Consider the following 22,446-nt stretch of genomic DNA (forward strand, 5'->3'; position numbering starts at 1 on the left):
TAGCGGATCCGGGCCATATTCGTTCGGCCCCTCCTTGCCCGGAAGCAAACAGATTGCGATGACAGCAAGGCCCGCAAAGAATGTCCCAATCCCAGGAGTGCACCCGCCCTCAGGCGAAGACCTCGGCTCTGGCTTCTGGACGAAGCGGATCAGCACCATACTTGTTCGGACCTTCCGTGCCCTTGAACGACGAAACAGCAATAATTCCGCCGATGACGCCTCGACCAAAAAGGGGAATGAAGCTTAAGATCAACGCCGCGAGATACCACCAACCGGATGTGTTGCGATCATGGAAACAGCGAATCTGAAGGGCCGTGTGTGGCAAGAATGTTGCAAGAATAAACAATCCCATGACGACGACCACAACATAAGAGATTGACAGGGATTCGTCAGGTCCACGCGCCGCATCGGAGACCGCAACGAACAGTGCAAAAAGCACAATCAGTACCGCCCAGAAGAACAGCTGAAACCACCAATATTCCGAGCGGGAGGCCCGGCCGGAAAAGGTGGCATATTTCTCTCTCAGAACGGTCCTAACAGCTTCTTTAAACCCCATTAAACTCCCCCATTTCCACATACTGCAAACGCGCCCGTGACTTGCCACCCTACTGGCACGAAAGCCGTTCCGGATGAAAAGAGCTACAACTCAAACACGGAGATTGCAACGATGCAGTTGTATCCGCTAGCCTTTTCAAGGAAATGACGATCCTGCGTTGATTTTTTGTCGCGCCGACGTCCAGCCCCTGAATGCCGTCCAGATCGCAGCCATCGAACAGACAATCCAGGCACAACTCCGTCAGTCATACGCCAGTCAGTAATAAACCCGCTTTTGATAGAGGACGCGCGAGCCAGGACCAAATTTGTTCGGACCCACGATACCGCTAGACGCGCCGACGGGGCCGTTGCGGAAACAACGCCCCCCGGCAAGCCTATCTTATAATGGCGCGCCCTAGGCGAAGACCTCGGCCCTGACTTCAGGGCGCAGCGGATCCGGGCCGAACTTGTTCGGGCCGACAGTGCCCGGAAGCACGCTGATCACGAAAATGGCGATGCTCGCAATCAAACCGACATAGGGAACCAGCCCCAGGATCACCAACGCGAGATACCACCAGCCGGAAATGTTGCGATCATGGAAGCGGCGAACCTGAACGGCCAATGCCGGCAGAATAGTTGCAAGCACAAACAGTCCAGCGATGACCATGACACCAATGGCGAGCGACGAAAATCCGTTCTCACCACCGGCAGCGGCCGCAATCCCGACGGCCACGATCCCAAAGGCGAACAGCACCAGGCAATAAAACAGATAATACCACCAATATTCCGACCGGGAGGCCCGGCCGGAAAAGGTTGCATATTTCTGCTTCAGGACGGTCCGAACAGCTTCACTAAACCCCATTGAAATGCCCCCATTTCAGCTTGCCACGAGCACGGTGACGACTCACCATCGCCTTGGAACGACAGTCGTTACGAATGGGAAAGTGCTACAATTCAAACGCAGAAATTGCAATAAGTCAGGTGCGTCGGGCGCACGATTTGAAAAAGTAACGATTGCACGTTGAGTTTTCTCATCAGCGCGCCCCGCGTCAGGCATTCAATCCCTTAGCCGCCGAGGGCGACCGCGATTGCGACCAGAAACAATCCAAGGCAGGTCATCGCCATACCTGCATAAAACGGCCGGCCACCTGAAAAACCTGCCCATGCATAACCCGTCACGAACAGCAGAACGACCAGAAAAAGGTTGCTCGCTCTCAGCGCCCGGTCAGCATTGTCGATCAGAAAGAAAGGGATGACGGCGGGAAGCGCGGTGGCCGAGACCAGCAGGAAGATTGCGACCGCAGCGCGCAGATCGGCCTTCGTCAGGGACAGTTTTACCGGCTCGGCACGACGCGTGAGCGCAAGCATCGAGCGATAAAGCGCCTCCGCATCGGCAGCCTCTGCAGAGAGCGGTGATCCTTCGACCGGAAACTCTTTTGCGATGACGGTGAGCGCGGTGGCTTCGTCCCTGGCCGCCCTGATCTGCCGAAACAGCCGAAGACGCCTGCTCCTGTAAAATGTCGTCCCCAGGATGAACAGGACGGCGTCTATGATGCCCCAGGCGACGTTGCATCCGATTGTCGCAACGACGAGGTCGCGGACATCCAATCCTTCCTCGCCAAGCACAAGCCGCGAACCGACCGTCCACGTCAGCGCCATGATCAGCCCGAAAAGCACCTCGCCGAGCGCATCGCCGGGATCGAGGTCTGCGAAGATGGAACCCGGAGATATATTCATCGTCTGTGCCCTTGTCTCGTTCGCGGTTATTTCACTGCTCGCGAGCCCGCACGGCCCGAAACGTCCGATCCCTCACGACAGCGCGAAAATCCTCACTTCCCGCCCGATGCCCTGAAGTTCCTCCATGCGGGAAACCTGGCTGATGCCGCTGTCGCGCAACATCTCCGAAACCTGCTCATTGCCGACGACCGCCTCCGTCGTCAGGATCACCTGCGGTTCGGCAAGGCCCTGCACGCGGGAGGCGATGTTGACGGTCTGGCCGAAATAATCCTGACGGTCGTTCATGCTGACGGCAAGGCAGGGGCCCTCGTGGATGCCGATCTTCAGGAGAAGATCCTCGCTGCCGCGTTCGGCATTCAGCCGCAGCATCGCTTCGCGCATCCTCAGTGCTGCCGCCACCGCGCGGTCCGGGCTCGGGAAGGTCGCCATCACGGCATCGCCGATGGTCTTGACGACTGCGCCGGCCTCGGTGGCGACGATCTCGTGCAGAACCCGGAAATGCGTGCGCACCAGATCGAAAGCGGCGAGATCGCCGACGCGCTCGTAAAGCGCGGTCGAGCCGCGCAAGTCGGTGAAGAGGAATGTCAGGCTGGTGATCTTCAAGCGCTGGTCGACATCGAGCGTGTCGGTGCGGTAGATGTCGCGGAAGCTCTGGTTCGTCAGGAGGCGCTTGGCCGTCAGGAAAGGCCGCCTGTGGCCCAGTATGTCGTGCAGCTCATCGCCTGCGATGCAGACATTCGGCAGTACGCGGCGATCGGTGTGGTTCTCCAGCGTCAGCCGCAGCAGGCCGGGGCGCAGCGTCAGCGTTTCGTTCGGCGAGTGCCCCTGGCTGATGACCATCGAGAGGGACTGGCGTTCGCCGGTCGGATCGCCTTGCACGTCGATGAACTGCGCCGAATGCGTCACCGCATCGAAGATGATGATGAATTGCGCCGGCAGCTGCAGCGAGACGAAGGCCCGCTCGCCGGGGTCCAGTTCGACCATTTCCAGCAGGATGCGCGCAAACCTTTCTTCGAGGTCATCGGGCAGGTCGACCCCGGACGAGAAGAAGATCTGCCGGTAATATTCGAGCGGCGGCAACCGGTCGGGATCGTGGGCGGCTATCCTGCGCACGCGCGGACTGACCGTGAAGGTAACCTCGACCATCTCGTCGAGCGTCGGCTCGTAGCCGGCTGCACACAGCGCGCAATGATAGGCATCCCGGTCGACAGCTTTCAGGGTGGCACCCGTATCGAGCACGCCGCCGCATCCCGGGCAGAGCACATTCCAGGTCATCTCGAAGGCGCCGATGCGGGCTGCATGCAGAAACGCTGCGATCACCTTCTCTTCATCGAGATTGTGTGCTTTGGCGAAGGCCAGCGCATTGATGCGGTTGAGCTCGCGATCCGAGCCGTGCCTGACGACATGCTCGATGCACTCGACCGTCCGCGGGTCGGCCGCCTGTCGCAAAGCGGTAAAAAGAACGTCCACTTCGCTCATGGGACAAGTCTCCGTGCACGCAACGCTACGGCGGATAATCCGTCGCAGAGCGGAATTATATCACGAAATCTCCTGATAGAAATCTGGACAGCCCGAAGTTGCATTGCGCTCGATCGAACGTCAATTTTTGTAAGTCAGTTGATCTCAGCCGCTTGCCCTACAATTGATACGGGAATAATTCCTAGGCACTTTATTGGTGACCGGGCACCCGACCAGGGAGGGACAATGCGGAAATTCAAGATTCCTCACAGCATGAGCCTTGTGATCTGGCTGGTCCTTGTTCCGGCACTGCTCTTCGGTCTCGGGCTATGGCAGGCCGAGCGCGCTGCCGAGACAGCGGCACAGTCGCAGCAACAGGCACAAGACCTCAAGGCAACGCTCGCCGAGGTCAGGAAGATCGCGGAAACCGAACCGGGAGCCATGCTGACGTTTCAGTCAGACGCGGGGCCGAGGTCGCTCTCTGCAATGGTCGCCGTACCGCAGATCGAGGCGGCACTGGACCAGGCAGAACAGGATCTCGAGATTTCATCGATCCGCCGGCCGCTCCCCTGGGGCACGATCGGTGGCGCGATCCTGGCATTCGTCAGCGGCATCCTCGGGCTTGCCACGGCGACCATCAGTGGCTTGAGGGCACGGCGATCTCAGGAGCAGTTGGTCAGGAGTTTCGGACGCTTACGCATCATTCTGCCTTTCGTCCTTGCGGCCCTTGTCATCGGATTTTGCATCGGTATCGTCTGCGCAGCCGTATTCGAAGCGATCAGCATGGGCCTATGGGCGGACTTCTCGTCCGGCAGCGCCAAGCTTTTCGTCCTGGCCCTTGGCCTGGCCGGGCTTGCCGCCTACAGCGCCTTCCTTGCATTGCGCGGTCTCAGGAACGTCTTTGCGCTGTTCGCTCCCCAGCCAATGGATGTTTCCGGGCGCAGGGTGGAAGAAGCCGATGCACCGGGGCTTTTCCGCTTCGTCCGCGATCTCGCCGACCGGCAGAAAGCCGTGCGGCCGGACACCGTTGTCGTCGGTCTCACCAACGGTTTCTTCGTCACCGAAAGCGAACTGCGGCTTTGGCCGGAAGATAAAGTCATCGGCGGGCGAACACTCTACCTGCCCGCTCCCTATCTCGACCTGCTCGACGAGCCGGAGGTCGCGGCGATCATCGGTCACGAATTGGCGCATTTTTCCGGCAAGGACACGCTGTACAGCCAAAGGTTCACGCCGATCTACGCCGGCCTCTGGCGATCGCTTTCAGCTCTGCAGCGTGGCGACGGCGGCAGCTTCGTCCTGTATCCGGCAGCCATGCTGGGCTTTCATGCCCTCCAGCAGTTCGACCATGCGGTAAACCATTGGAGCCGCATTCGCGAGTTCGATGCGGACCGAAGCGGCGCGCGATCCAGCTCCGTCGTCGGCGCGGCCTCTGCCCTCATCAGGACCGGGCTGATCCCTCCCGCCCTCGATCACGTCTTCAGCCTCGTCGCCAATCGAGTGCTGGCTGCGGAAAATTCGGAGCCTGAGCCTGACCTGGTTGCCAAGACCTCGGATCTCGTTCGTCTCCATGGCTGGTCCGATCCGGTCTCCCTGCTCGAAGATCGGCAGCCGCATCCGACCGATACGCATCCACCGACCGTCCAGCGCATTCAGGCAATGGGGCTCACGGTCGACAAACGGCTGCTTGACCTCGCCACGCGCGCTCCAAAACCAGCCGGCCTCACATTCGCCTTCGAGCTCTTTTCGGATTGGAAAGCGCTTTGCAGCCAGCTGAGCGGCGATTACCTGGACCAGGTGCGCGACCTGCGCACGGCTCGCCAGCAGGCGCTCGAAGAACTCGCCGCCGCGGCGCCGGGCGAAACGATCCTCTACGATAACGTCAAGCCGATGATCTGGACGATGGCGATCGTCGCAGCCATCTTTGCAGGGTTCGGAGTGATGGTTACGGTCTTTGCGGCGGAGCTCGGCTTTGCGCAGGATTATTTCGCCAGGACACTGCTATCCGGTATCGCCGCAGCCGGCGTCATCGGCTGCGGCCTTTACGCGCTCTATCTTCACAAATCGGCAGCTCAACCCCTCATGGTCCTGACGCCGGCGGAGTTGCGGGCCTCTATGCTCGACGGGCCGGTTGCCTGGACCGATGTCGCCGCCCATCAGGTATTTGCCTCGAGCCGGTTTGCGCTGCGCCTTTGGCTGGCCCCGTCTGCCTCGCTTCCCGCAAAGAAGTGGCGAGCGCTTTACAGCAAGATCGACCGCAAACAACGCGTCGTTACCATCGGGGCAATGGGCATCCGCGGTATGAAGGCCACGGAATTCAGCGCGCTCGTCGAACGTTACCATAACGCGGCTCACGCGCTGAAGGAGCTTTCCGAGTTCTCGTGAAGTCAGCAAAGTGCGCAGCGGTTTCGCGTGCGGAATTTTGTGAAAACAAGGAGATAGAGCATTTCCGTGATTTGAGGAAAAACGGAAATGCTCTAGACGTTTGGCTGGAGCCGTTGGACTGGGTCACTCCGGATCAGAGAAAAGAGATAACGAAATTGCAGCAGCGAAACTCACTGAAGGTCGTAGCCACCCTGGCGGTCGTCGCATCCCTGTGGTGCGCGCCGCCTCTGCAGGCGCAGGAACCGGCGGGTGGCCTGACGTGGTCCAAGGATCCGGCCAGCCATTGCGAATTCGTGTCTCCTGTTTCCCTTACGTCAGGTCCGACATACTGGACCGGCGCATGCCCGGGAAATAAGGCTTCCGGACCGGGAATGCTGCGTCGCCGCGATGGCGATCGCGCCGGCCCCGCTTTCTACGGGGAAATGCAAGCCGGAGTGCCCGTCATCGGCGTGATCGACAACGAAGGCTATCGCGTCGGCGGCTTCAAGGACGGCGATATCGGCGGCGATGCGGAACTGGAACCTCAGGTCAGGCTGGACGCGTTCCGTGCAGCCGCAAAGGCCGCGCGGGAGGTCAGCGGGCTATACGCCAAACAAGGGAATGCAGCCTCGTCCCGCCACTACGAAACCATCGCACAGCAGCTGGATATGCAGATCGAATGACGGTCCGATAAGGCGGTTCTGCGGATTGCGATCCGCTTCGCGCCGCTTTCTCACATGTCTTCCGTAAACGTCTCCACCGTTATCCCGAACACGGTGATCCGGTGCCACTCGCTGCGGCTGGAAACCATGGTTTCCTCCGAGACCATGGAGATCAAAAAGTCACGGCCCATTGAATCACGGAACTGGCTGGCGGGCGAATCCCATAGGCAGCAGGAGCGCTTGAGGCGGTTCAAACCCACGGTCTTGATGAGATAGGCTTCGGTGGCAGCCGCATCCCGGCCGGATACGCGATATGTCGCCTCAAGCGGTTTGCCCTGCCGATCCGGGGCGTAGCTGCACCCGGCAAATTCCGCATGATCGGGCTTCTTCTGCATCTGCGCCAGAAAATCGCCGCAACCCTGCGCCGTCACCAGGATGGGAGCGGACGCTGCCATCAGCGGCGGCGCAAAGGCGTTGCACAACGACCATATGGCAAAAAGACAAGCGGCGAACTTCATATCCAACCTCGACTGCGCCGCCCGGACGCCCTTATGCGCAGCATGGATGCTTTATAGCGGATAATCAATTTCAGGACAGATGCCCCTGTCAGGGTGCGTATCGGCTGAACACGAAGTCGCGATCCTTGACGATCGAGTGGCAGGAAAAGCATGCTTCGGGCATTGCGGTGCTCGAGGGTTTACCGTCGTCAAATTCGACATATCCCCAGCCGCCGGTCGAAGCATACTTTTTTGCGTCCTTGATCATGAACTGCACACCGTTCTTGGGCGACCCCGAGACGAATGACTGGGGTGCGCCAAAGGCTTCCTTGCTTTCTTCCAACGGGTGATAGTCCCAAGCCAGGCGGGCAATGATGGTGCCGTCAGGATAGGTAGCCGCCCCTTCCCGGAAGGCTTTGATCGCAATATCGTTGCCCAGGATGGCTCTGAGATCGTTGAGCTTACCCTCTTCGTGCGCCACGGCGATGACCGGCCAGTCGCGGTAGCCGCCAGGCATTTCAGTCAGGACCGGGGTGCGCCCCTTATCGGTCTCTCCGGACGCACTGGCATTGTAACCGATCAAGCCGGTAACCAAACCAACCGTCAACGACACCACGATAATCTTCTTCATCGAAATACTCTCCGCCATCAGGTCCACGCGGCGATCCTGGCAGATATTCCGACGGGCGAAATCATACTTTGATATGGTAGAAACAGTTCCGGATAGTTCAGCTGGATTTCGGCCGGAACAGGCCATTTCCCGGGACGACCGGATGCACCAACACAGAAAGGCCGGGGCTGAAAGCAGTTCCCAGACCCGGGCCTCCCCTTGGGTTCTGACGCTTATTGCTGGATATCGGGCTCGACCAGACGTGCCAGATTGCGCAGCGATTCCTGCCAGCCGAGGTAGCAGGCCTCTGCCGGGATGAGATCCGGGATGCCGGCCTGCACCACATTGAGTTCGGTGCCGACGGAAACCTTCGTCAGGGTCACGGTCACGTCCATTTCGCCGGGCAGGTTGGCGTCGTCGAACGTGTCGGTGTAGCGAAGCCTCTGGCCGGGAACGAGTTCCAGATATTCGCCGCCGAAGGAATGGCTGTGGCCGGTCGTGAAGTTGCGGAAAGACATCCTGTGCGTTCCGCCGACAATAGGCTCCAGATGATGGACCGTGCAGGTAAAGCCGTTTGGTGGAAGCCACTTGGCCACGGCGTCCGCTTCCAGGAAGGCGCGATAGACCTTGTCCGGGCTGGCCGCCAGGACGCGGTGAAGTTTGATCGTGCTCGGCATGTTGATCCTCCTTTGGATTGAACTTTGGCAATGCCTCGAGGACGGGCCTGATCTCGCCGATCCGACATTGCGATCGGAAATTTTCGGTTCCGCCCGGTGTCGGTCATTCCCCGCTCCCCGAAGCGGACCCAATACCGCCTGGTGCCCGACGCAGGATATAGCGGTCATTGCCCTGTCTCCAACCCGTCCTATCTCCTGCGCGGGATTATCAGCGAGAGAGGACGCGCATGCCGATAGACAATGCGAGATTGGCGCCGATGCAGCCGGGTGTATCGGTGGAGGAGCTGAAGGCGGCTTTGGGGGCGAACTGGAAGGAGCCGGGCATCCAGGCGGAAGGCCGTCTGCATATCGAGGAATTCGGCACGCGCATCACCGCCGATGGCAGGCTCGGCGAGGTTTATTTCCGCGCCCCCTTCGATCTTCCGGGGCCAATCCATGGCGTCAGGATGGGAATGCCGGCGGGCGAACTGCATCGGCTCTATCCCGGCGCCGAGCGCATCTCCGACGAGAGAGAGGAATATGGCTGGACCATTCTGAAGATGAACCTCTCGGATACGCTGGAGCTCGGCGTCGCCATCAAGGAGGATGTCGTCAGGATGATCAGCCTCACGGACCCGACGGCGATCTATCCGGAACGACCCTATAAATATGCCGATCCAGATCTCACCGAGGCCTACGACCTGACGCTCGCCGACCCCGTCAATCTCGCGAGGCGACCCGAGAACGGCTGGTGCTATGGCCGCCCGCCCGGCATCGATGCCTCGATGTGGCCGATCAGCGCCACCAACGGCATGCCGCTTCGCCACGCCTTCACGGTAAAATTGCCGCCGCAATATCGCACGCTCGGCAATGAGTATGTAGCGATCTCGCTCTTCGTCGACGAGCAATGGGAAACGCCGCCGGCAAGCAGGAATGCCGGAGCAGGCGGCGCGCGGCGGGTCGATCCGCGCCGCTTCGACATGGAATTCATGGACAACGGCTACACTCTCTTCTGGTTGACGGATGAGGAATTTGCGGCCCCTCTCGGCGCTCCGCCTGCAATCGAGGGCGCCCCTGTTCCCGGCTGGCTCTCGAAATCGCCGCTCGATTATTTCGGCGAATTCAACCTGCCGAGGACGGTGGCCGAGCAGCAGGCAAAGAACGTCTTTTCGCCCGGCGGACTTGCCGTCAACGAGCTTCTGGCGGCAGCCCGGCCTCCGAGGGGCTGGAAGAACTTGCCGGGAACAGAAGCGCTCGATTACGGTTGGCCGATCGAGATCACCTTGCGCGAGGACGATCCGAATGTCGGCAAGCCGGCGCGCGAATTCAGGCACGAAAACGAGCTCAGCGGCTATATCGCCGCCTATTCGGAGGAAGGCCAGAAACTGGGGCTGGAGCGCTTTCAGGACTGGCACGCCCATCTCGGCGGCACGATGTTTCCCATGCAGGGCTATCCCGATTTCTCGCCCTTCTACATCGAGATCTCGGAGATCTTCGGCGGCTTCAATTTCGGCGACGGCATCGCCCAGATCGACCTCAAGGAGATGAAGCTCGAATGGGCCTGCTGATGCTGGAGAAATTTGGAGACGGCTGCCAGTTGCCGGGCGCAAGCCCGGCCGATATCGCCGCCTGCGAGGCGAAACTGAAGATTATCCTGCCGGCGGAGATCAAGGCCTTCCTCGCCTCCTCCAACGGCTTCAACGGCGAGGTCGGCCAGGGCTATATGATCCTGTGGAGTGCGGCGGAACTCTCCGGGGCTGACGGCTACGAGATCTTCGAGTTTCGCGACGACCAGCTGCTGATCGGCTCGAATGGCGGGCCGACGGCCTATGGCTTCGTCAAGGGCGATTATGTCTCCATTCCCTTCGTCTTTGCCGGAGACTGGCTGAACGAAGTGCGCGTTCTCGGCCGTTCTTTCGAGGAATTCATCGAGGCAATCGAGCGCGGCGACGGCTGGTAATGGCCGGTTGCCTGCCGGTCCGGCTTGCGGCTAATCTTGCCTGATGGCGCGAAAGAGAAACCAAGACGTCACCTCCTGGTATGAGGCGCCGACGCCTGATATCTGCCCGCTCTGCGGCCGGGTCGTTCCGAAAGAACAGCGGGACGAGCACCATCTCGTACCCAAGAGCCGCGGCGGACGGGAGACGCAGGTTCTGCACCGCAAGCGTCTGATGACGGTGCCAGGAGTCGGGCCGGTTGTCTCGCCCGCTTATGTCTCGACCATCGACATTCCCAGCCGGTTTCGTCATTCACGAGCGGTGGGAGTTGTATTGGGGCTCACGCCGGTGCTCAACCAGTCCGGCGAAAGCAAGCGGATCGGTCATGTCTCCCTATGCGGCGATGCCATGATGCGCAGGCTTCTGTATGAGGCGGCGCAGACCATGCTGACGCGTGTGGTGAAATGGTGCTGGCTCAAGGCATGGGCCATGAACATCGCGAAACGGCATGGCAACCCCACGGTGGGAGGGCTGAGTGCCGATCCCGGAGAGAAGCGCGGGCCGCGAAAGACGTTGAACGCAGTACAAGTGAAAGGGAGGCGATGTCGGCTGGAATGCGCCACAAGCGGCCTCGGGGAAGACCGCTTTGGCAACAGTTCCGTGATTTGTTTTCCTATGCCGTCGGCGTCATCGGCGGCTGCTTCCACGTACCGTCGAGTGCCTCTTGCTTCGGCCAGTAGAGGCGCATCGCAATGAAGAAGGGTCCTTTGGGCGCAGGCAGCCAGTTGGCTTCCTTGTCCTTGCCGGGGGATTCGTTCTGGACGTAGAATGTCAACCCGCCATCGGCATCCTTGACAAACTGCGGCAGCATTGGCGAATTGAGCAGGTAACGGTTGATCGGGTTGGCGACGAGCAGGCTCTGCGGCAGGTTATACATGGTCAGCGACCAGAAGGCGTTGACCGGCGGCAGCATGTCAGGCGCGAAGTGCACGGTGTACTTGTTTGCCCCGTCAAGTTTCTTCCCATCGGAATCGACGGCATATATCGGATACATCGCCTCCTGCTTGGAGTTGCCGTAGATACCAAGCACAGCAGCCGCCATGCGGTAGAGGTAGTTGTTCTTCAGGTACTCGCGTGTGCCAAACATATCGCCGGAGGTCACTTCGCCAGCGTCAACGCGTTTGCGCAAAGCAGCGAGATCGGCCCAGGCGTCGGCCATTCCCTGCTCGATGGCGTTTTTCATTTCGGGTGAAAGCGTGTTCGCATCGAAGGTCTTGCCTGCGCCGACCCCGATCTTGGCAAAACGCGCCATCAGCTCGGTCTCGGACGGATCGGTCGGGCAGAACTGCAGGATGAAGTTCAGGATGTTGAAAAACTCGGGTGAGGTCTTCTCTTCGTCCGGTGTCAGCGGCTTGATGAAATCGATCACGGGAGCGGCTTCTGGCGCGGGCTGGCCGAGGAATTTGGAAAGCGGCTCAGCCTTGTATTCGGCCTGGATTTTCTTGACGTTGTCGAGATCCTCCGGGTTGAAAAGCTGCGTACGATAGGCTGCGATGATAAGCTCGGTTTCCGAGGTGAAGACCTTCTTGATGCCCTGTGGCGTCTCGCCCTTCCAGCCGGGTCCGGCGATGAGGAAGCTCCCGCCATCGTTGCCAGTCGCACGGCTGCCGATGTAGTCGAAGTTGAAGGTGTACGCGTCGATCAACTGAATGCTGAAATAGCGGTTTTTCTCGATTGGCGGCACCGTCAGCACCATCGGCTCGGCACGCAAGTCCATGCCGATCATCGAGTAGGGCGTATCCGAGTTGGGTGTCTGGATCGCCGTGTCGGCTGGCGTATAGACACGCGGGATATTGACGAGCTGGTTCCAGGGTCCCTTGTATTCGGGGTTCTTGGCGTCAACGAAATAAGCGTGCTGGACGCGGTAGTTGTCGACCATCGGGAAGCCGTAAATATAGGCCTCCTTGGCGATGGCACGCGCTTCAGCCTCAATGGCGTCCGCAGCTTGACCCGTCGCGGAGCCGAACCCCGCAAACCCCGCAGCCAGAATCATGCCCTTCGTGAAATCGCGTTTTGTTATGTTCATGGTATTTCCTCCCTCTCAATACTAATCGTGAGGGAGGATGGTGCGCCTGAATCGCGAATGCGCAAGTACGTTACAGTAATAAACAATGCCGAATTCGCTTATGACTTGTCGTCCTAGCGCCGGAGGGCGCATTTCAGGCCGACAACGAGACGATGGTTGGCCGCCGGATCAATGGGCGACGATTGGCCGCTATGGGTCGATTGCGGGCGACGAGCCATTTTTCGATTTCACTCCCCCGCCGGAACCGGCCCGCGAAGCTCGAAAAGAGCTTGACCTCGACACGCCGATTAGAGAAGGCACCGCCCTGCGATTGCTTCCGGTGGCTGATATCCAGTTCACATCAAGGTGCACCGCCGGATAGCTCCTCCAGACCTCTGCGCGAGACGTAAACGGTGATGGTCGCCTCGGCAGATGGCGCGAGCTCTATGACTGCGGCGACCTTAAAGGTCGCCGTTCTTGGCGCAACACCAAACGCAGTCCGCGTGCCTTGAGGATCAATCAGAAGGAACTGATCACCGACCTTGACGGCAAGCGCATCGGCCACCTGCCGGCCGATAACGGCATGACGACCTGCGGCAAAATCGGCCGATGCCACACCAGTCCAAAGGTTAAGGCTGCGAAGATCATCGGCTTCGATGCCTCGAACCATGACTCCGGTACTCCGATCATTGGCAGTCGCCAAGGCATTGGAGGACTGAACGGCGATCTGCCCAAGGCCAGCGTTCGTGAAAACAAAAACAACTGTGATCGCGACTACAAAACTAAGAACATTCCTCCTGAGCGCCATCTGTTCAGTGTACTCCAAGCGAAACTTCCTCATCATGATGCGGTGAGCCCCTACCGCCATAGATCGGTCACGGGATATTCATCCTTCTCCTCCCTTGCGCGCCCGACGGGCTTGAACTCTGCAAATGCTCCGCCAAATTTACCCGCGCCACGGGAAAAAATATCCATGAAATATGCCAGTCTTTTGCTTGCCGCTCTGTTCACCAGCGCGATCGTGGCGAAAGCTTCGGCGGCATCCGATCAAACGCAACCGGAGGCGCGCGATTTGCAGGCTCTGACGACCATGTCCACCGAATTCGTCATCGAGACGACCTTCCTGCCACAGATCATGCGGGTGAAATATGATGACGACAAGGGGCCGATACTGGCCGATATCGGCAGGCTGGAGCCTGACGTGCGTAACCTCTTCTGGCTCTCATACCTGCATTATGTGGTGCCGGGCGGCGAGTTGCATCGCTTCTTCACCACGATTGCCGAGGCGCGCAAGATCCAGGAGGAGGCCAAAAAACTGCTGGTCGCCCAGGGCCAGTCCGTCAGCGACGACACGCTGCACGAGATGACCGAGATGAGCAAAAAATCAGACCCGGCACGCAACGCGGATGCGGTGCTGCAGGCGCTGACAGCGGCCGGCCTGACGCGGCAGGCGCAGGCCTTTGCCGCAGTGCGCGACCTCGCAGCCAAAAGTGAGGACGCCGATTTTGCCGCGCTCGATGCCGCCTTCGGCGAGATGACTGAGCTTCCGGGCGCCATCGGCAGTTATGTCGAGCGTACACCTGATCTCGTCGAATGGTCCGCCAAGGCGCGCGCTGAGATCGGTGACGAAGACCGGCTCAGCTACCTGACGGGAAAACTCAATGCGATGGAGGACGCCGAGATCGATCGCCTTCCAAAAGCGCTGAAGCAGATCTACGTCGTCGATTATTTCAACGCCGAGATGCTGAATGGCGGCGTCCATCAATTCTTCTTCAATTCGTCCGGCGGTTATGCCCCCGATGTCGCAGTCGCCTTGCGCGAACTCGGCTTGACCACACATGCCGATGTTATCGAGCGCGGCATCGACATGTTCAGCAAGCCCTATCCAACCGACATGCAGAAGCGGCGGGTGCTGAATTTTGGCGGCGAATGGGGCGCATGGGACGAGGCACTTTCTGCCCTCACCTATGAGGTCGACGACGGAGAGATAACGCCTGCCCTGATCGCGCTCGCCAAGCGTGAAAATCTGCTGCCGCGATAGAGCAGAACCACCCCACCCCTAAAGCAGCCGAACCATCAATGATCATCGGGCTGCCGGTCATGAAGCTCGATTGGTCCGACAGCAGGAAGAGCGCCGCATGCGCAATTTCTTGCGCCGCAGCCATCCGCTTCATCGGATACAGGCTCGAAATATAGTCGAGGAATTCAGGATTATTCTCGCCGCCGGCGGTTAGGGCCCTATCGCTTCAAATGAATCCATTTTGCGGTTGGGGTCACACAGGGCAACTCAGGCAAATACGGTAATACAGACGGCCATCCAGATTAACGCCGTTCCCAGTGCCATCGCTCGCCTGGCGACGACGACTTTGTCTGCCTCATCCTCCGCGACAGGTGTGGTCACAATCCAGGGCACGCAGCCAAGTGCCGCAAATCCGATGACAGCAACAATCATCACAAGATAATCGATTGCACGCCAAGTCCCCTGTTCATAGACCCCCCAGTAACCCAGAAAGGCCATCCCGACTGCAAACATGGTGGCGGACGCAGAGCAAAGCCCTGTAACGGACCCGGTAGGTGCGCGCATGGTGCTTTTTTCACGTGTCTGCGAGTTCATGACGCAATATCCACGACGGTTGGCTGTCTCCCTGCAAATATGTCAGGAATCGAGTGCGGCGTGAAGCGCCGGTGACCCTCTGGGACGTGACCCTCCGGGACGGCCGCGAAATTCCGCGCCTCGGGCGGCGCAACATCGCCCGAGGCCACTTCTGCTAAAGCAGCCGAACCGACATGCCGCCATCGACGATCATCGGGCTGCCGGTCATGAAGCTCGATTGGTCCGACAGCAGGAAGAGTGCCGCCTGCGCAATTTCCTGCGCCGCGGCCATCCGCTTCATCGGATGCAGGCTCGATATATAGTCGAGGAATTCAGGGTTATTCTCGCCGCCCGCCGGCGTGATGGTTCCCCCCGGCAACAGGCTGTTGATCCTGATGCCATCGGCCGCGTAATCGGCGGCGACCGATTGTACGAGGCCGATCAAGCCCGCCTTGGAGGCCGCATAAGCCCCCATGCCGGGCAAACCGCCATTGCTGTATCCGACGAAGGACGAGGTGAAGACGATCGAGCCGCTGCGTTGCGCTTTCATCACCGGCAACTGCGCCTTCAGCGCAAGGAACGCGCTCGTCAGGTTGGTGGAAATCACAGCCTCCCAATTGGCCGCACTCATCTCGGCAAAGGCGCCCATCTCGCCGACGATCCCGGCATTGTTGAAAGCGCCGTCGAGCCGGCCATAGGCATCGAGCGCCCGGTCGACGAGGCCCTGCGCGTAAGCTCCTTCGCGCACATCACCGGCCAGAGACACCGCCGTGCCGCCGCTTTCAGTGATCTCGGAAACCAGCGTGTCGAGGTTCTGCGCCCGCCGTGCACCGAGCACGAGCTTCGCGCCCTTGGCCGCAAACAGCCGGGCGGCGGCCGCTCCGATGCCGCTGCTTGCGCCGGAGATAATGATGACCTTGTCTTCCAGTTCCATGTCCAAACCTCCTGTTTCGTGGTCATGGAGGGGTAGGAAATATGAGAAGCGGCGGCCACCCGATTCCGGATCGGCAACCTGCCGGCCGGCCGCGAGGCCTGTTAACCATCTCCCGCTCTCTAGGACCATAGTCCGGCGGATGCCGGACCTCGGTCCGATGCACGCTCCGCATTTCGCACCTAACATCGTGATCGTGATGGCCGCCTTCCCGAGTCGGCTATCCCGCGACTTTCGATGAATTATCCTGCGAGGAGACCCGGATGCGTATCGCAACTCTTGCGTCCATAGCCGCACTTTCGATGATCATGGCTTCCAGCCCGCTGGCGATCACCGGCTTCGACAGTGCCGCCATGGCAAAGGGCGGAGGAAACGGTGGCGGCAACGGCGGCGGTAATGGCGGAGGCAACGGCGGCGGTGGCGGCAGCAGCAATGGCGGCGGCAACGGTGGCGGACAAAGCGGCAGTCACGAAAATCGCGGCCACCAGACCGGCAGCTCCCAGACCGGCAAATCACTGCGCGACGGTTCGAAATCCGGGAGCGGAGCGAAGGGCAAATCCGGTGAGGCGAAGGTGAAGTCACTATCCGCGAAAAACGCCGCAGCCGATATCAAGCAAAAGAACCTGGCCTCCGAGCTCAAGGGCCTGAACTCTCTCAACCGCAGCTACAAGGCCTATCTGCACACGTCCGATCCGAAGATGACCGCGATCGCTGCCTACGCGGTTGCCTATGCCCAGTTTGAACTCGACAACGGCATCGAGCCTTCCGTCGACGATCCGGTCCTCGGCGATGCGGCACTGGAGGATGCGCTGGCTTCCGCAACGCGCAGCGGCGAAGTGAGCCCGGAAGTCCTCGGCGAGGCCAAGACCATCCTCGGCGTCGGTGACGCCGACGGCAAAATCGACCAGATCCGTGAATCCCTGTCTTACTCCGCCCCGACCTCGACAGGGAATTAACGGCCGCTCGATCCGCCGGGCGGCATACCCGGCGGATCGATTGCACCTGTCATGGGTTTTCCCATGGGCAGAATAATCTCTTTCCCCCTGCATTGCGCCATTCGCCGCACCGACGCTCCAACTCTTTGAATCGACGCATCAGGCTTCCAAAGATCGATTCCGATTTTCGGGCCGATGCTGTGGCCCGGTTCCGAGCGACTTCTCAGCCGCCTGCAATAAGCATCAAGCCGAAACCGAAAAAACCCGCGAAAAACCTCTTGAGCCGGACCCAGCGTCATAGCTTAGAAGGGTTCCGAGATATCGCGGGAGGCTTGATGGACGCCGAAACAGGAAAACAGAGCTGGCTGACGGCAGCGCAATGTGCCGAGCGGATCGGCATGACGGTGCGTGCGCTGAGGCTCTATGAAGAGGCCGGCCTCATCCGGCCGCCGCGCACGGGAAAGAACTGGCGGCTCTATGGCACCAGGGAAATTGCGCGGCTCACCGAGATCCTGGCTCTGAAGCGGCTGGGGCTCAGCCTGCAGGACATCGCCCGGCTGCTCGCCGGCCACGCGACCGATCTCGACCGCATGCTCGCCATGCAGAACCTCGCATTGCAGGACCAGCTGACCCGCACGCAACGCAGCCTCGCCGTCATCGACGCGCTGCGGGCGAAGATGGCCGCAGGCGACATTCTTTCGATCGATGAACTGCTGAAGCTCGCAAAGGACACGAACATGACCGACACCTCAGCCGATGCCATCGCCTGGCGCCGCTATGAGCAGGCACGGCCGCGCACCGAACAGAAGATCGACCCTGCCCTCTATGCCGATTATGCCGGCCACTATCATCTGGGCACGTCGGCCTATGTGGTGGGCCTGCGCGACGGGCGGCTCTTCACGCGGCTGACCGGCCAGCCGGAGCTCGAAATCTTCGCCGAAGATATCGACCGCTTCTTCTACAAGGCGGTTCAGGCGCAGATCACCTTTACCCGCGACGAAAGCGGCGCTGTCACCGGCCTCGTGCTGCACCAGAACGGCTATGAACTGGAAGCATCCCGCATGGACGAACGCGCCGCGACCGATCTGGAAGAGGCGCTTGCCGCGCGCATCCGCGACAAGCGACCGGTGGAAAACAGCAGGGCACTGCTGGAGCGGGTCATCGAAGAGCACCAACGCGGCGAACCCGACTATGAGCGGATGAGCCCGCCGCTCGCCGCCGCAGCTCGCGAACAATCCGCCATGATCAAGGCCGACCTCGATCGAATGGGGCCGCTCAGGGACATATCCTTCAAGGGCGTGACGGCGGAAGGCTGGGATGTTTACGACGTGACCTTCGAAAACGGTAATCTCGAATGGAGCTTCGCGCTGGCGGCAGACGGAAGATTCGGCGGGATGTTTATTCGACCGGCGCTGTGACGGAGGCGTTTCGTGACGACCCCTCCGTGCAAGGGAGGGACTAACTAGTGGCACCGCCCTCTCCTCCACCTCCCTCATCTCTGTGCCCTCGTGTCAGCACGAGGAAACAGGAATGAGGGAGGTTAGGGTTGGCGTCGATACCCAAAGCTACGCCAGCATTTTGGCGTTGCCGAGCGCAAGAAATCTCGCGTGCGGCAGCTACCCGATTTCAGATTCGCGCCATGGAGCGCATTTCGCCTTGCGCAGACGTCGGCTTTGCTGCAGCCATGTCAGGAAATTTGCTTTGTAAGGAGCGGAGTGGCTCTGTCCACATCGACGAGGAGCCATCCGAGCTTTTTGTAGAAGGCCACGGCATCCGGTGCGGCATGAACCTCCAGCCGCGTAAGGCCTTTCTCGGCGGCAAGTCGTTCAAGCGCGTGCATCATGGCCCTACCAATTCCTTGCCGCTGATACTGCGGAACGATCGCGACGAGCCGTACGGTTCCGGGGTCGGCGTGCACAGGCCCGATATCCAGCCGGACGGTGCCAACGGGGACATCGTCGCAGATGAACAGCAGGGGAAAGTGATTTTCTCGATGCTCGTCCGGATGCATCTCATCATAGTCAGACTGGCCGCGCAGTTCGAAGAGAACGTGACGCCTGATCGCGTGATAGTCCTGCCACTGGTTTCTGTCCTGCACCTGTAGGAGCTGCATCTTCATCGCCCGCTCGCCTCGTGTCTTGTTGCTGCAAGGTGTGTTTACCCTGGAGTACTTATCCTCGCAGCCCCGGCGATAAACTTTTTGGAGTCTTTGGTCCGCAGACGATCCCACCTCAAGCCTGCTCCTCGATCGCCGTCTGCGCCACCTGCGGAACCCCGCCATTGATCCGCGTCGCGATCAGATGCCCGAGTGCCACCGCCCCGATGCAGAGCACGACGGAAGCCGCGACATTGATGCAGGCCCTGACCGCCGCGCCCGAGCGCAGCAGGTCGAGTGTCTGCAGGCTGAAGGAGGAGAAGGTCGTGTAGCCGCCGCAGAGCCCGATTATCACGAAGAGGCGCATATTGTCCGAGGCCGGAAACCGGCCATTGGCGAGCGTCAGCGTGCTGAACAGGCCGATGATCAGCGAGCCCGTGACATTGATGATCACAGTGCCCCAGGGCAGATCCCGGCTGATCGGCATGGCGATGATCGATACGGCATAGCGGGCGAAGGTGCCGAGCGCACCGCCGGCCATGACGATAAGGCAAGTATAGAAGGACATGCTCGCTCCAAAATCTCGGGCGGGCAATAAAAAACCCGCCTTGCGGCGGGCTCCGGACAGATTCCCACCGCGGTTAAACACGGTAGGAGTCATCAGCCTTGTGGGCGGTTTCGGGGGCACTCCATCCCCATCGCCGGGATGTATAGCGTGGGCTGCGGCGGGCTGGCAAGGGTGAGTGTCAGCCTCTCCATCGTCGAGGGAGACACACCCGCACCTGAAAATTCATTCCCTCGTGGCGTCCGCCACCAATTCCCCAACGACGACATCCCTCAGCCCCTGACGCAACGCCGCGATATTCGCAGCCCCATTCAGCTCTTCAAATTCACGTTGCGCCGCTTCCCAGAGCGGCTCTGCCTTCTTGTGCAGCCGCCGGCCTTCGTCGGTGATTTTGACGATCCGCACCCGGCCGTCGGCGGGCGACGGACTGATCGCGACAAAGCCGTCGCGTTCAAGGAAGCCCAGCATCTTGCCCATGGCCGTCCGTTCGATATCCAGCCGTTCGGCAAGCGTGTTCACGGTGGCACCGCCGGCTTCCTCCAGGGCAGCCAACATCAGGAACTGGGTAATGCGCAGGCCGACTGGTTCGAGGTGGCTGTCGTAAAGCCTGGTGATCTGGCGGCTTGCCTTTCTCATGGCAGAACAGGTGCACTGATCGATCCCAAGCGGCTGGTCGGCCAACAACATCGCATATTCCTTTCGATTCCCGCCTCATAGGTGCCATGGGCGCGGCCCTCAGAAAAGCTCCGCGCCGATAATGGTTCAATGGCATCGTCGCGATAGCCGGCGTCAGATGACGCCTTCCGGCGGTGTGATGTAGCCAGGCACGTCGGCCGAAAGCGTGCTCTTCAGCACGGTCGTGCCGCGATCGGCCATGACTTCGCTCCTGCCGGCGGCAAGCGCGTCATAGGTCTGGCGCACCACATCCTGCGGACTTGCCTTCGGCACGTCGATGCCATCGGTCAGATCCGTATCGACGAAGCCGACATGCAGGCCGAGCACCTGGATGCCTTTCTCGCGCAGGTGAAAGCGAAGCTGGTTCGTGTAGCTCCAGGCCGCAGCCTTCGATGCCGCGTAAGGGGTAAGGATTGGGCGCGGAAGCCAGACGATATCGGAGAGGACATTGATGATGGCTGCCTGTGGCTGCGCCGAAAGGATCGGCTCGAAGGCCCGGGTGACACGCACGACGCCATGATAGTTGACGTCGAAGAGACGCTGCGACTGTTCTTCGACATCACCAGACAGGGGGCCGTCGATCAGCTCTGCGATGCCGGCATTGTTGATCAGCAGCGTCGTATCGGCGGCGAGTCCGGCAGCGGCGGCGATCGATGCCTTGTCCGTGACGTCGATCCTGATCGGGATGATATCGGGCTCATTGAAGCCAGCGGTGTTGCGCATGCCAGCATAGATTTTGGCTACCCCGCGGCGGCGGGCCTCACGTGCGAAGGCAAGGCCGAGGCCGCGATTGGCGCCGGTGATGAAGACTGTGCTGTTAGCGATATCCATGGCTCATATCCTTTGAAAAGGCGGGATCAGGCGGCATTCTGCACGCCCGGTCCGGCGGGTGACTGCGATTCAGAGAAATAAATGCTCCGGCAGTTTTGCCGAGAGCGCCTCTCGCAGGCCGGCGGCAAGCGACAGGACGGAGCCGAGCGGGCTCATGCGTACGCTGACGTGCGGCACGGATCCGTCCGGGTTGCGATCGACGATGACAGCCGCGGTCAATTTTTCACCGCTCACCAGAACGGCTTCATATTCGAGGAAGAGCCGAGAGCCGACGACCTCGAAGAAGGTCGGCGTCTGCAAGGCATAGAAGGTGCCGACGGTATTGACGGCGAGCGTGATCTCGTCGCGGCCGACAACGGGTCCGCGCAGCACGGAGCTGACGAGCTCGGCGTCGGCGGTCAGGTCGTCCAGAAAGGGATGACGGTCATGTTTATCGTGTGACATGGTTTCCTGCTTTTACGTGCTGATGCGGTTTTGCGGTCAAATAAGAGCATATGCTCCTATTAAGGTAAACGTAGGAGCATATGCTCTTTTCGTCAAGATTGAACGCTGACCTCTGAGATGATGGGGGATCGATGGAAGGAAAGAGGTAGAGAAAGGATTCGAAGATGTGTACGGCCTTCGGCTCACCTGACCGTTGTCGAGCCACGGGTCTCGATCCGTCCTTCAAACTCCCGCCGGGAGAAGGAGATCCAACACGACCTCGGCATTCTCAGGGATGTCCCCCTCGCCCCTGCAAGGACGCCCGAGATCAAAACAACAAAACACACGACGCAATAAAAACTGTCAGGTATCGTCCGGGTCCAAAGCGTCGACCATCAGCCCGGTCGTTCAAATAATTCTCCCGTCCCCCCATTCCCTCCCCAGCCTTACCCGAGGAGGGAACGAGGTGAGCGCCGGCCGCCGCCCCTCGCGTTGCGGCCGGCGTGGTAACTCATGCGCGGGCGGTCTGCCGAGCCGTCTGGGGTCCAAATTCCGAGGCGATCTCGCTCACCAGGTCTGCCGGGAAGCCGCCTTCCCGGGCGTGGCGGTAGACGGTTTCGGCGCTGTCGGCCTCATGCACGCAGTAGATCTTGTCGCCGGCGACATAGCTGGTGATCCATGTATAGGGCCGGTCGAGGCCGGCCACGACCTGGTTCGACTTTGCGGAAATGTTGCACAGGTCTTCCGAGGTGAGCTTGCTTGCACCGGGAATGTTGCGTTCGATAAGATATCTGGGCATGGCGACCTCCTGTTCGCATCCTTGTTGACGAGACCGACGCTAGGCCGATGCCGGGGTCGGCGCATCGGGATATCTCCCCATT

Annotated in this window: 24 protein-coding genes, 2 pseudogenes and 1 riboswitch; of the genes and pseudogenes, 8 read left to right on the plus strand and 18 right to left on the minus strand. The window is 60.3% G+C overall.

Features of this window, described 5'->3' with window-relative positions; all coding sequences use genetic code 11:
• Positions 1-109: 109 nt before the first annotated feature.
• The 4 genes from J2X71_RS25580 to J2X71_RS25595 form a co-directional block, all read right to left on the minus strand.
• The gene (locus tag J2X71_RS25580) at positions 110-556 is read right to left on the minus strand and encodes a DUF805 domain-containing protein (RefSeq protein ID WP_310386463.1); all 447 of its coding nucleotides are present in this window, start codon (positions 554-556) and stop codon (positions 110-112) included.
• 393 nt (positions 557-949) lie between these two features.
• Complete coding sequence (locus J2X71_RS25585) at positions 950-1,396, minus strand: DUF805 domain-containing protein (RefSeq protein ID WP_310386465.1); 447 nt, start codon at positions 1,394-1,396, stop codon at positions 950-952.
• 203 nt (positions 1,397-1,599) lie between these two features.
• On the minus strand, positions 1,600-2,271 hold the full coding sequence (locus J2X71_RS25590) for a VIT1/CCC1 transporter family protein (RefSeq protein WP_310386467.1): 672 nt from the start codon (positions 2,269-2,271) through the stop codon (positions 1,600-1,602).
• Between the two features lie 72 nt (positions 2,272-2,343).
• The gene (locus tag J2X71_RS25595; protein WP_310386468.1) at positions 2,344-3,750 is read right to left on the minus strand and encodes an adenylate/guanylate cyclase domain-containing protein; all 1,407 of its coding nucleotides are present in this window, start codon (positions 3,748-3,750) and stop codon (positions 2,344-2,346) included.
• Between the two features lie 225 nt (positions 3,751-3,975).
• Here J2X71_RS25595 and J2X71_RS25600 point away from each other — a divergent pair, with 225 nt between their 5' ends.
• Together J2X71_RS25600 and J2X71_RS25605 are read left to right on the plus strand one after the other, a co-directional pair.
• Positions 3,976-6,111, plus strand: coding sequence for a M48 family metalloprotease (locus tag J2X71_RS25600; protein ID WP_310386470.1), 2,136 nt, complete (start codon positions 3,976-3,978; stop codon positions 6,109-6,111).
• Between the two features lie 155 nt (positions 6,112-6,266).
• On the plus strand, positions 6,267-6,773 hold the full coding sequence (locus tag J2X71_RS25605; protein WP_310386697.1) for a hypothetical protein: 507 nt from the start codon (positions 6,267-6,269) through the stop codon (positions 6,771-6,773).
• A 50-nt stretch (positions 6,774-6,823) separates the two neighbouring features.
• Here J2X71_RS25605 and J2X71_RS25610 read toward each other — a convergent pair whose 3' ends face one another.
• The 3 genes from J2X71_RS25610 to J2X71_RS25620 form a co-directional block, all read right to left on the minus strand.
• Positions 6,824-7,270, minus strand: a complete 447-nt coding sequence (locus J2X71_RS25610) for a DUF4952 domain-containing protein (protein WP_310386472.1) — start codon at positions 7,268-7,270, stop codon at positions 6,824-6,826.
• An 88-nt stretch (positions 7,271-7,358) separates the two neighbouring features.
• On the minus strand, positions 7,359-7,880 hold the full coding sequence (locus J2X71_RS25615) for a cytochrome P460 family protein (RefSeq protein ID WP_310386473.1): 522 nt from the start codon (positions 7,878-7,880) through the stop codon (positions 7,359-7,361).
• 212 nt (positions 7,881-8,092) lie between these two features.
• Positions 8,093-8,536, minus strand: coding sequence for an SRPBCC family protein (locus J2X71_RS25620; RefSeq protein ID WP_310386474.1), 444 nt, complete (start codon positions 8,534-8,536; stop codon positions 8,093-8,095).
• A gap of 227 nt (positions 8,537-8,763) precedes the next feature.
• On the opposite strand from J2X71_RS25620, the gene J2X71_RS25625 reads away from it, so the two are divergent.
• The 3 genes and pseudogenes from J2X71_RS25625 to J2X71_RS25635 all read left to right on the plus strand — a co-directional run.
• Positions 8,764-10,083, plus strand: coding sequence for a hypothetical protein (locus J2X71_RS25625; protein WP_310386476.1), 1,320 nt, complete (start codon positions 8,764-8,766; stop codon positions 10,081-10,083).
• Positions 10,071-10,475 carry an SMI1/KNR4 family protein gene (locus J2X71_RS25630; RefSeq protein ID WP_310386477.1) on the plus strand — a complete coding sequence of 135 codons (405 nt, stop codon included), beginning with the start codon at positions 10,071-10,073 and terminating at the stop codon, positions 10,473-10,475. Before J2X71_RS25625 ends, J2X71_RS25630 begins: the two co-directional genes overlap by 13 nt.
• Before the next feature lie 208 nt (positions 10,476-10,683).
• Positions 10,684-10,965 (plus strand): annotated as a pseudogene (locus J2X71_RS25635) (transposase); the annotation flags it as partial.
• A gap of 160 nt (positions 10,966-11,125) precedes the next feature.
• On the opposite strand, the gene J2X71_RS25640 reads toward J2X71_RS25635, so the two are convergent.
• Both J2X71_RS25640 and J2X71_RS25645 read right to left on the minus strand, forming a co-directional pair.
• Entirely contained in the window at positions 11,126-12,538 is a 1,413-nt protein-coding gene (locus J2X71_RS25640) for a DUF1254 domain-containing protein (RefSeq protein WP_310386479.1), read from the minus strand.
• Positions 12,539-12,878: 340 nt separating this feature from the next.
• The gene (locus tag J2X71_RS25645) at positions 12,879-13,343 is read right to left on the minus strand and encodes a hypothetical protein (protein ID WP_310386481.1); all 465 of its coding nucleotides are present in this window, start codon (positions 13,341-13,343) and stop codon (positions 12,879-12,881) included.
• A 147-nt stretch (positions 13,344-13,490) separates the two neighbouring features.
• Between J2X71_RS25645 and J2X71_RS25650 the strand changes: the two genes are divergently transcribed.
• Positions 13,491-14,558: a DUF4375 domain-containing protein gene (locus tag J2X71_RS25650; protein WP_310386483.1), complete on the plus strand. Its 1,068-nt coding sequence runs from the start codon at positions 13,491-13,493 to the stop codon at positions 14,556-14,558.
• On the opposite strand, the pseudogene J2X71_RS25655 reads toward J2X71_RS25650, so the two are convergent.
• The 3 genes and pseudogenes from J2X71_RS25655 to J2X71_RS25665 form a co-directional block, all read right to left on the minus strand.
• Positions 14,479-14,736: pseudogene (locus tag J2X71_RS25655) on the minus strand (SDR family oxidoreductase); the annotation flags it as partial. The gene J2X71_RS25650 and the pseudogene J2X71_RS25655 sit on opposite strands and share 80 nt — an antisense overlap.
• 68 nt (positions 14,737-14,804) lie before the next feature.
• Positions 14,805-15,131, minus strand: a complete 327-nt coding sequence (locus J2X71_RS25660) for a hypothetical protein (protein WP_113324786.1) — start codon at positions 15,129-15,131, stop codon at positions 14,805-14,807.
• A 154-nt stretch (positions 15,132-15,285) separates the two neighbouring features.
• Positions 15,286-16,044 carry an SDR family oxidoreductase gene (locus J2X71_RS25665; RefSeq protein WP_113324787.1) on the minus strand — a complete coding sequence of 253 codons (759 nt, stop codon included), beginning with the start codon at positions 16,042-16,044 and terminating at the stop codon, positions 15,286-15,288.
• A gap of 260 nt (positions 16,045-16,304) precedes the next feature.
• On the opposite strand from J2X71_RS25665, the gene J2X71_RS25670 reads away from it, so the two are divergent.
• Both J2X71_RS25670 and J2X71_RS25675 read left to right on the plus strand, forming a co-directional pair.
• Complete coding sequence (locus J2X71_RS25670) at positions 16,305-16,997, plus strand: hypothetical protein (RefSeq protein ID WP_310386486.1); 693 nt, start codon at positions 16,305-16,307, stop codon at positions 16,995-16,997.
• Between the two features lie 314 nt (positions 16,998-17,311).
• Positions 17,312-18,394 carry a MerR family transcriptional regulator gene (locus J2X71_RS25675; RefSeq protein ID WP_310386488.1) on the plus strand — a complete coding sequence of 361 codons (1,083 nt, stop codon included), beginning with the start codon at positions 17,312-17,314 and terminating at the stop codon, positions 18,392-18,394.
• A 269-nt stretch (positions 18,395-18,663) separates the two neighbouring features.
• On the opposite strand, the gene J2X71_RS25680 is transcribed toward J2X71_RS25675, so the two are convergent.
• The 6 genes from J2X71_RS25680 to J2X71_RS25705 all read right to left on the minus strand — a co-directional run bounded on the left by J2X71_RS25680 (position 18,664) and on the right by J2X71_RS25705 (position 22,364).
• Entirely contained in the window at positions 18,664-19,095 is a 432-nt protein-coding gene (locus J2X71_RS25680; protein ID WP_310386490.1) for a GNAT family N-acetyltransferase, read from the minus strand.
• Between the two features lie 112 nt (positions 19,096-19,207).
• Positions 19,208-19,639 carry a fluoride efflux transporter CrcB gene (gene crcB / locus J2X71_RS25685; RefSeq protein WP_310386492.1) on the minus strand — a complete coding sequence of 144 codons (432 nt, stop codon included), beginning with the start codon at positions 19,637-19,639 and terminating at the stop codon, positions 19,208-19,210.
• Between the two features lie 76 nt (positions 19,640-19,715).
• Positions 19,716-19,777: riboswitch (Fluoride riboswitch) on the minus strand.
• Positions 19,778-19,861: 84 nt separating this feature from the next.
• Complete coding sequence (locus tag J2X71_RS25690) at positions 19,862-20,323, minus strand: MarR family transcriptional regulator (RefSeq protein ID WP_310386494.1); 462 nt, start codon at positions 20,321-20,323, stop codon at positions 19,862-19,864.
• A gap of 102 nt (positions 20,324-20,425) precedes the next feature.
• Complete coding sequence (locus tag J2X71_RS25695) at positions 20,426-21,142, minus strand: SDR family oxidoreductase (protein WP_310386496.1); 717 nt, start codon at positions 21,140-21,142, stop codon at positions 20,426-20,428.
• Positions 21,143-21,211: 69 nt separating this feature from the next.
• Positions 21,212-21,586, minus strand: coding sequence for a hypothetical protein (locus J2X71_RS25700; protein ID WP_113324795.1), 375 nt, complete (start codon positions 21,584-21,586; stop codon positions 21,212-21,214).
• 490 nt (positions 21,587-22,076) lie between these two features.
• Complete coding sequence (locus tag J2X71_RS25705) at positions 22,077-22,364, minus strand: DUF4242 domain-containing protein (protein WP_310386499.1); 288 nt, start codon at positions 22,362-22,364, stop codon at positions 22,077-22,079.
• Positions 22,365-22,446 lie beyond the last annotated feature (82 nt).

It is taken from the genome of Rhizobium sp. 1399, from assembly GCF_031455475.1.
In the GTDB taxonomy this organism is placed as follows: Bacteria; Pseudomonadota; Alphaproteobacteria; order Rhizobiales; family Rhizobiaceae; genus Rhizobium.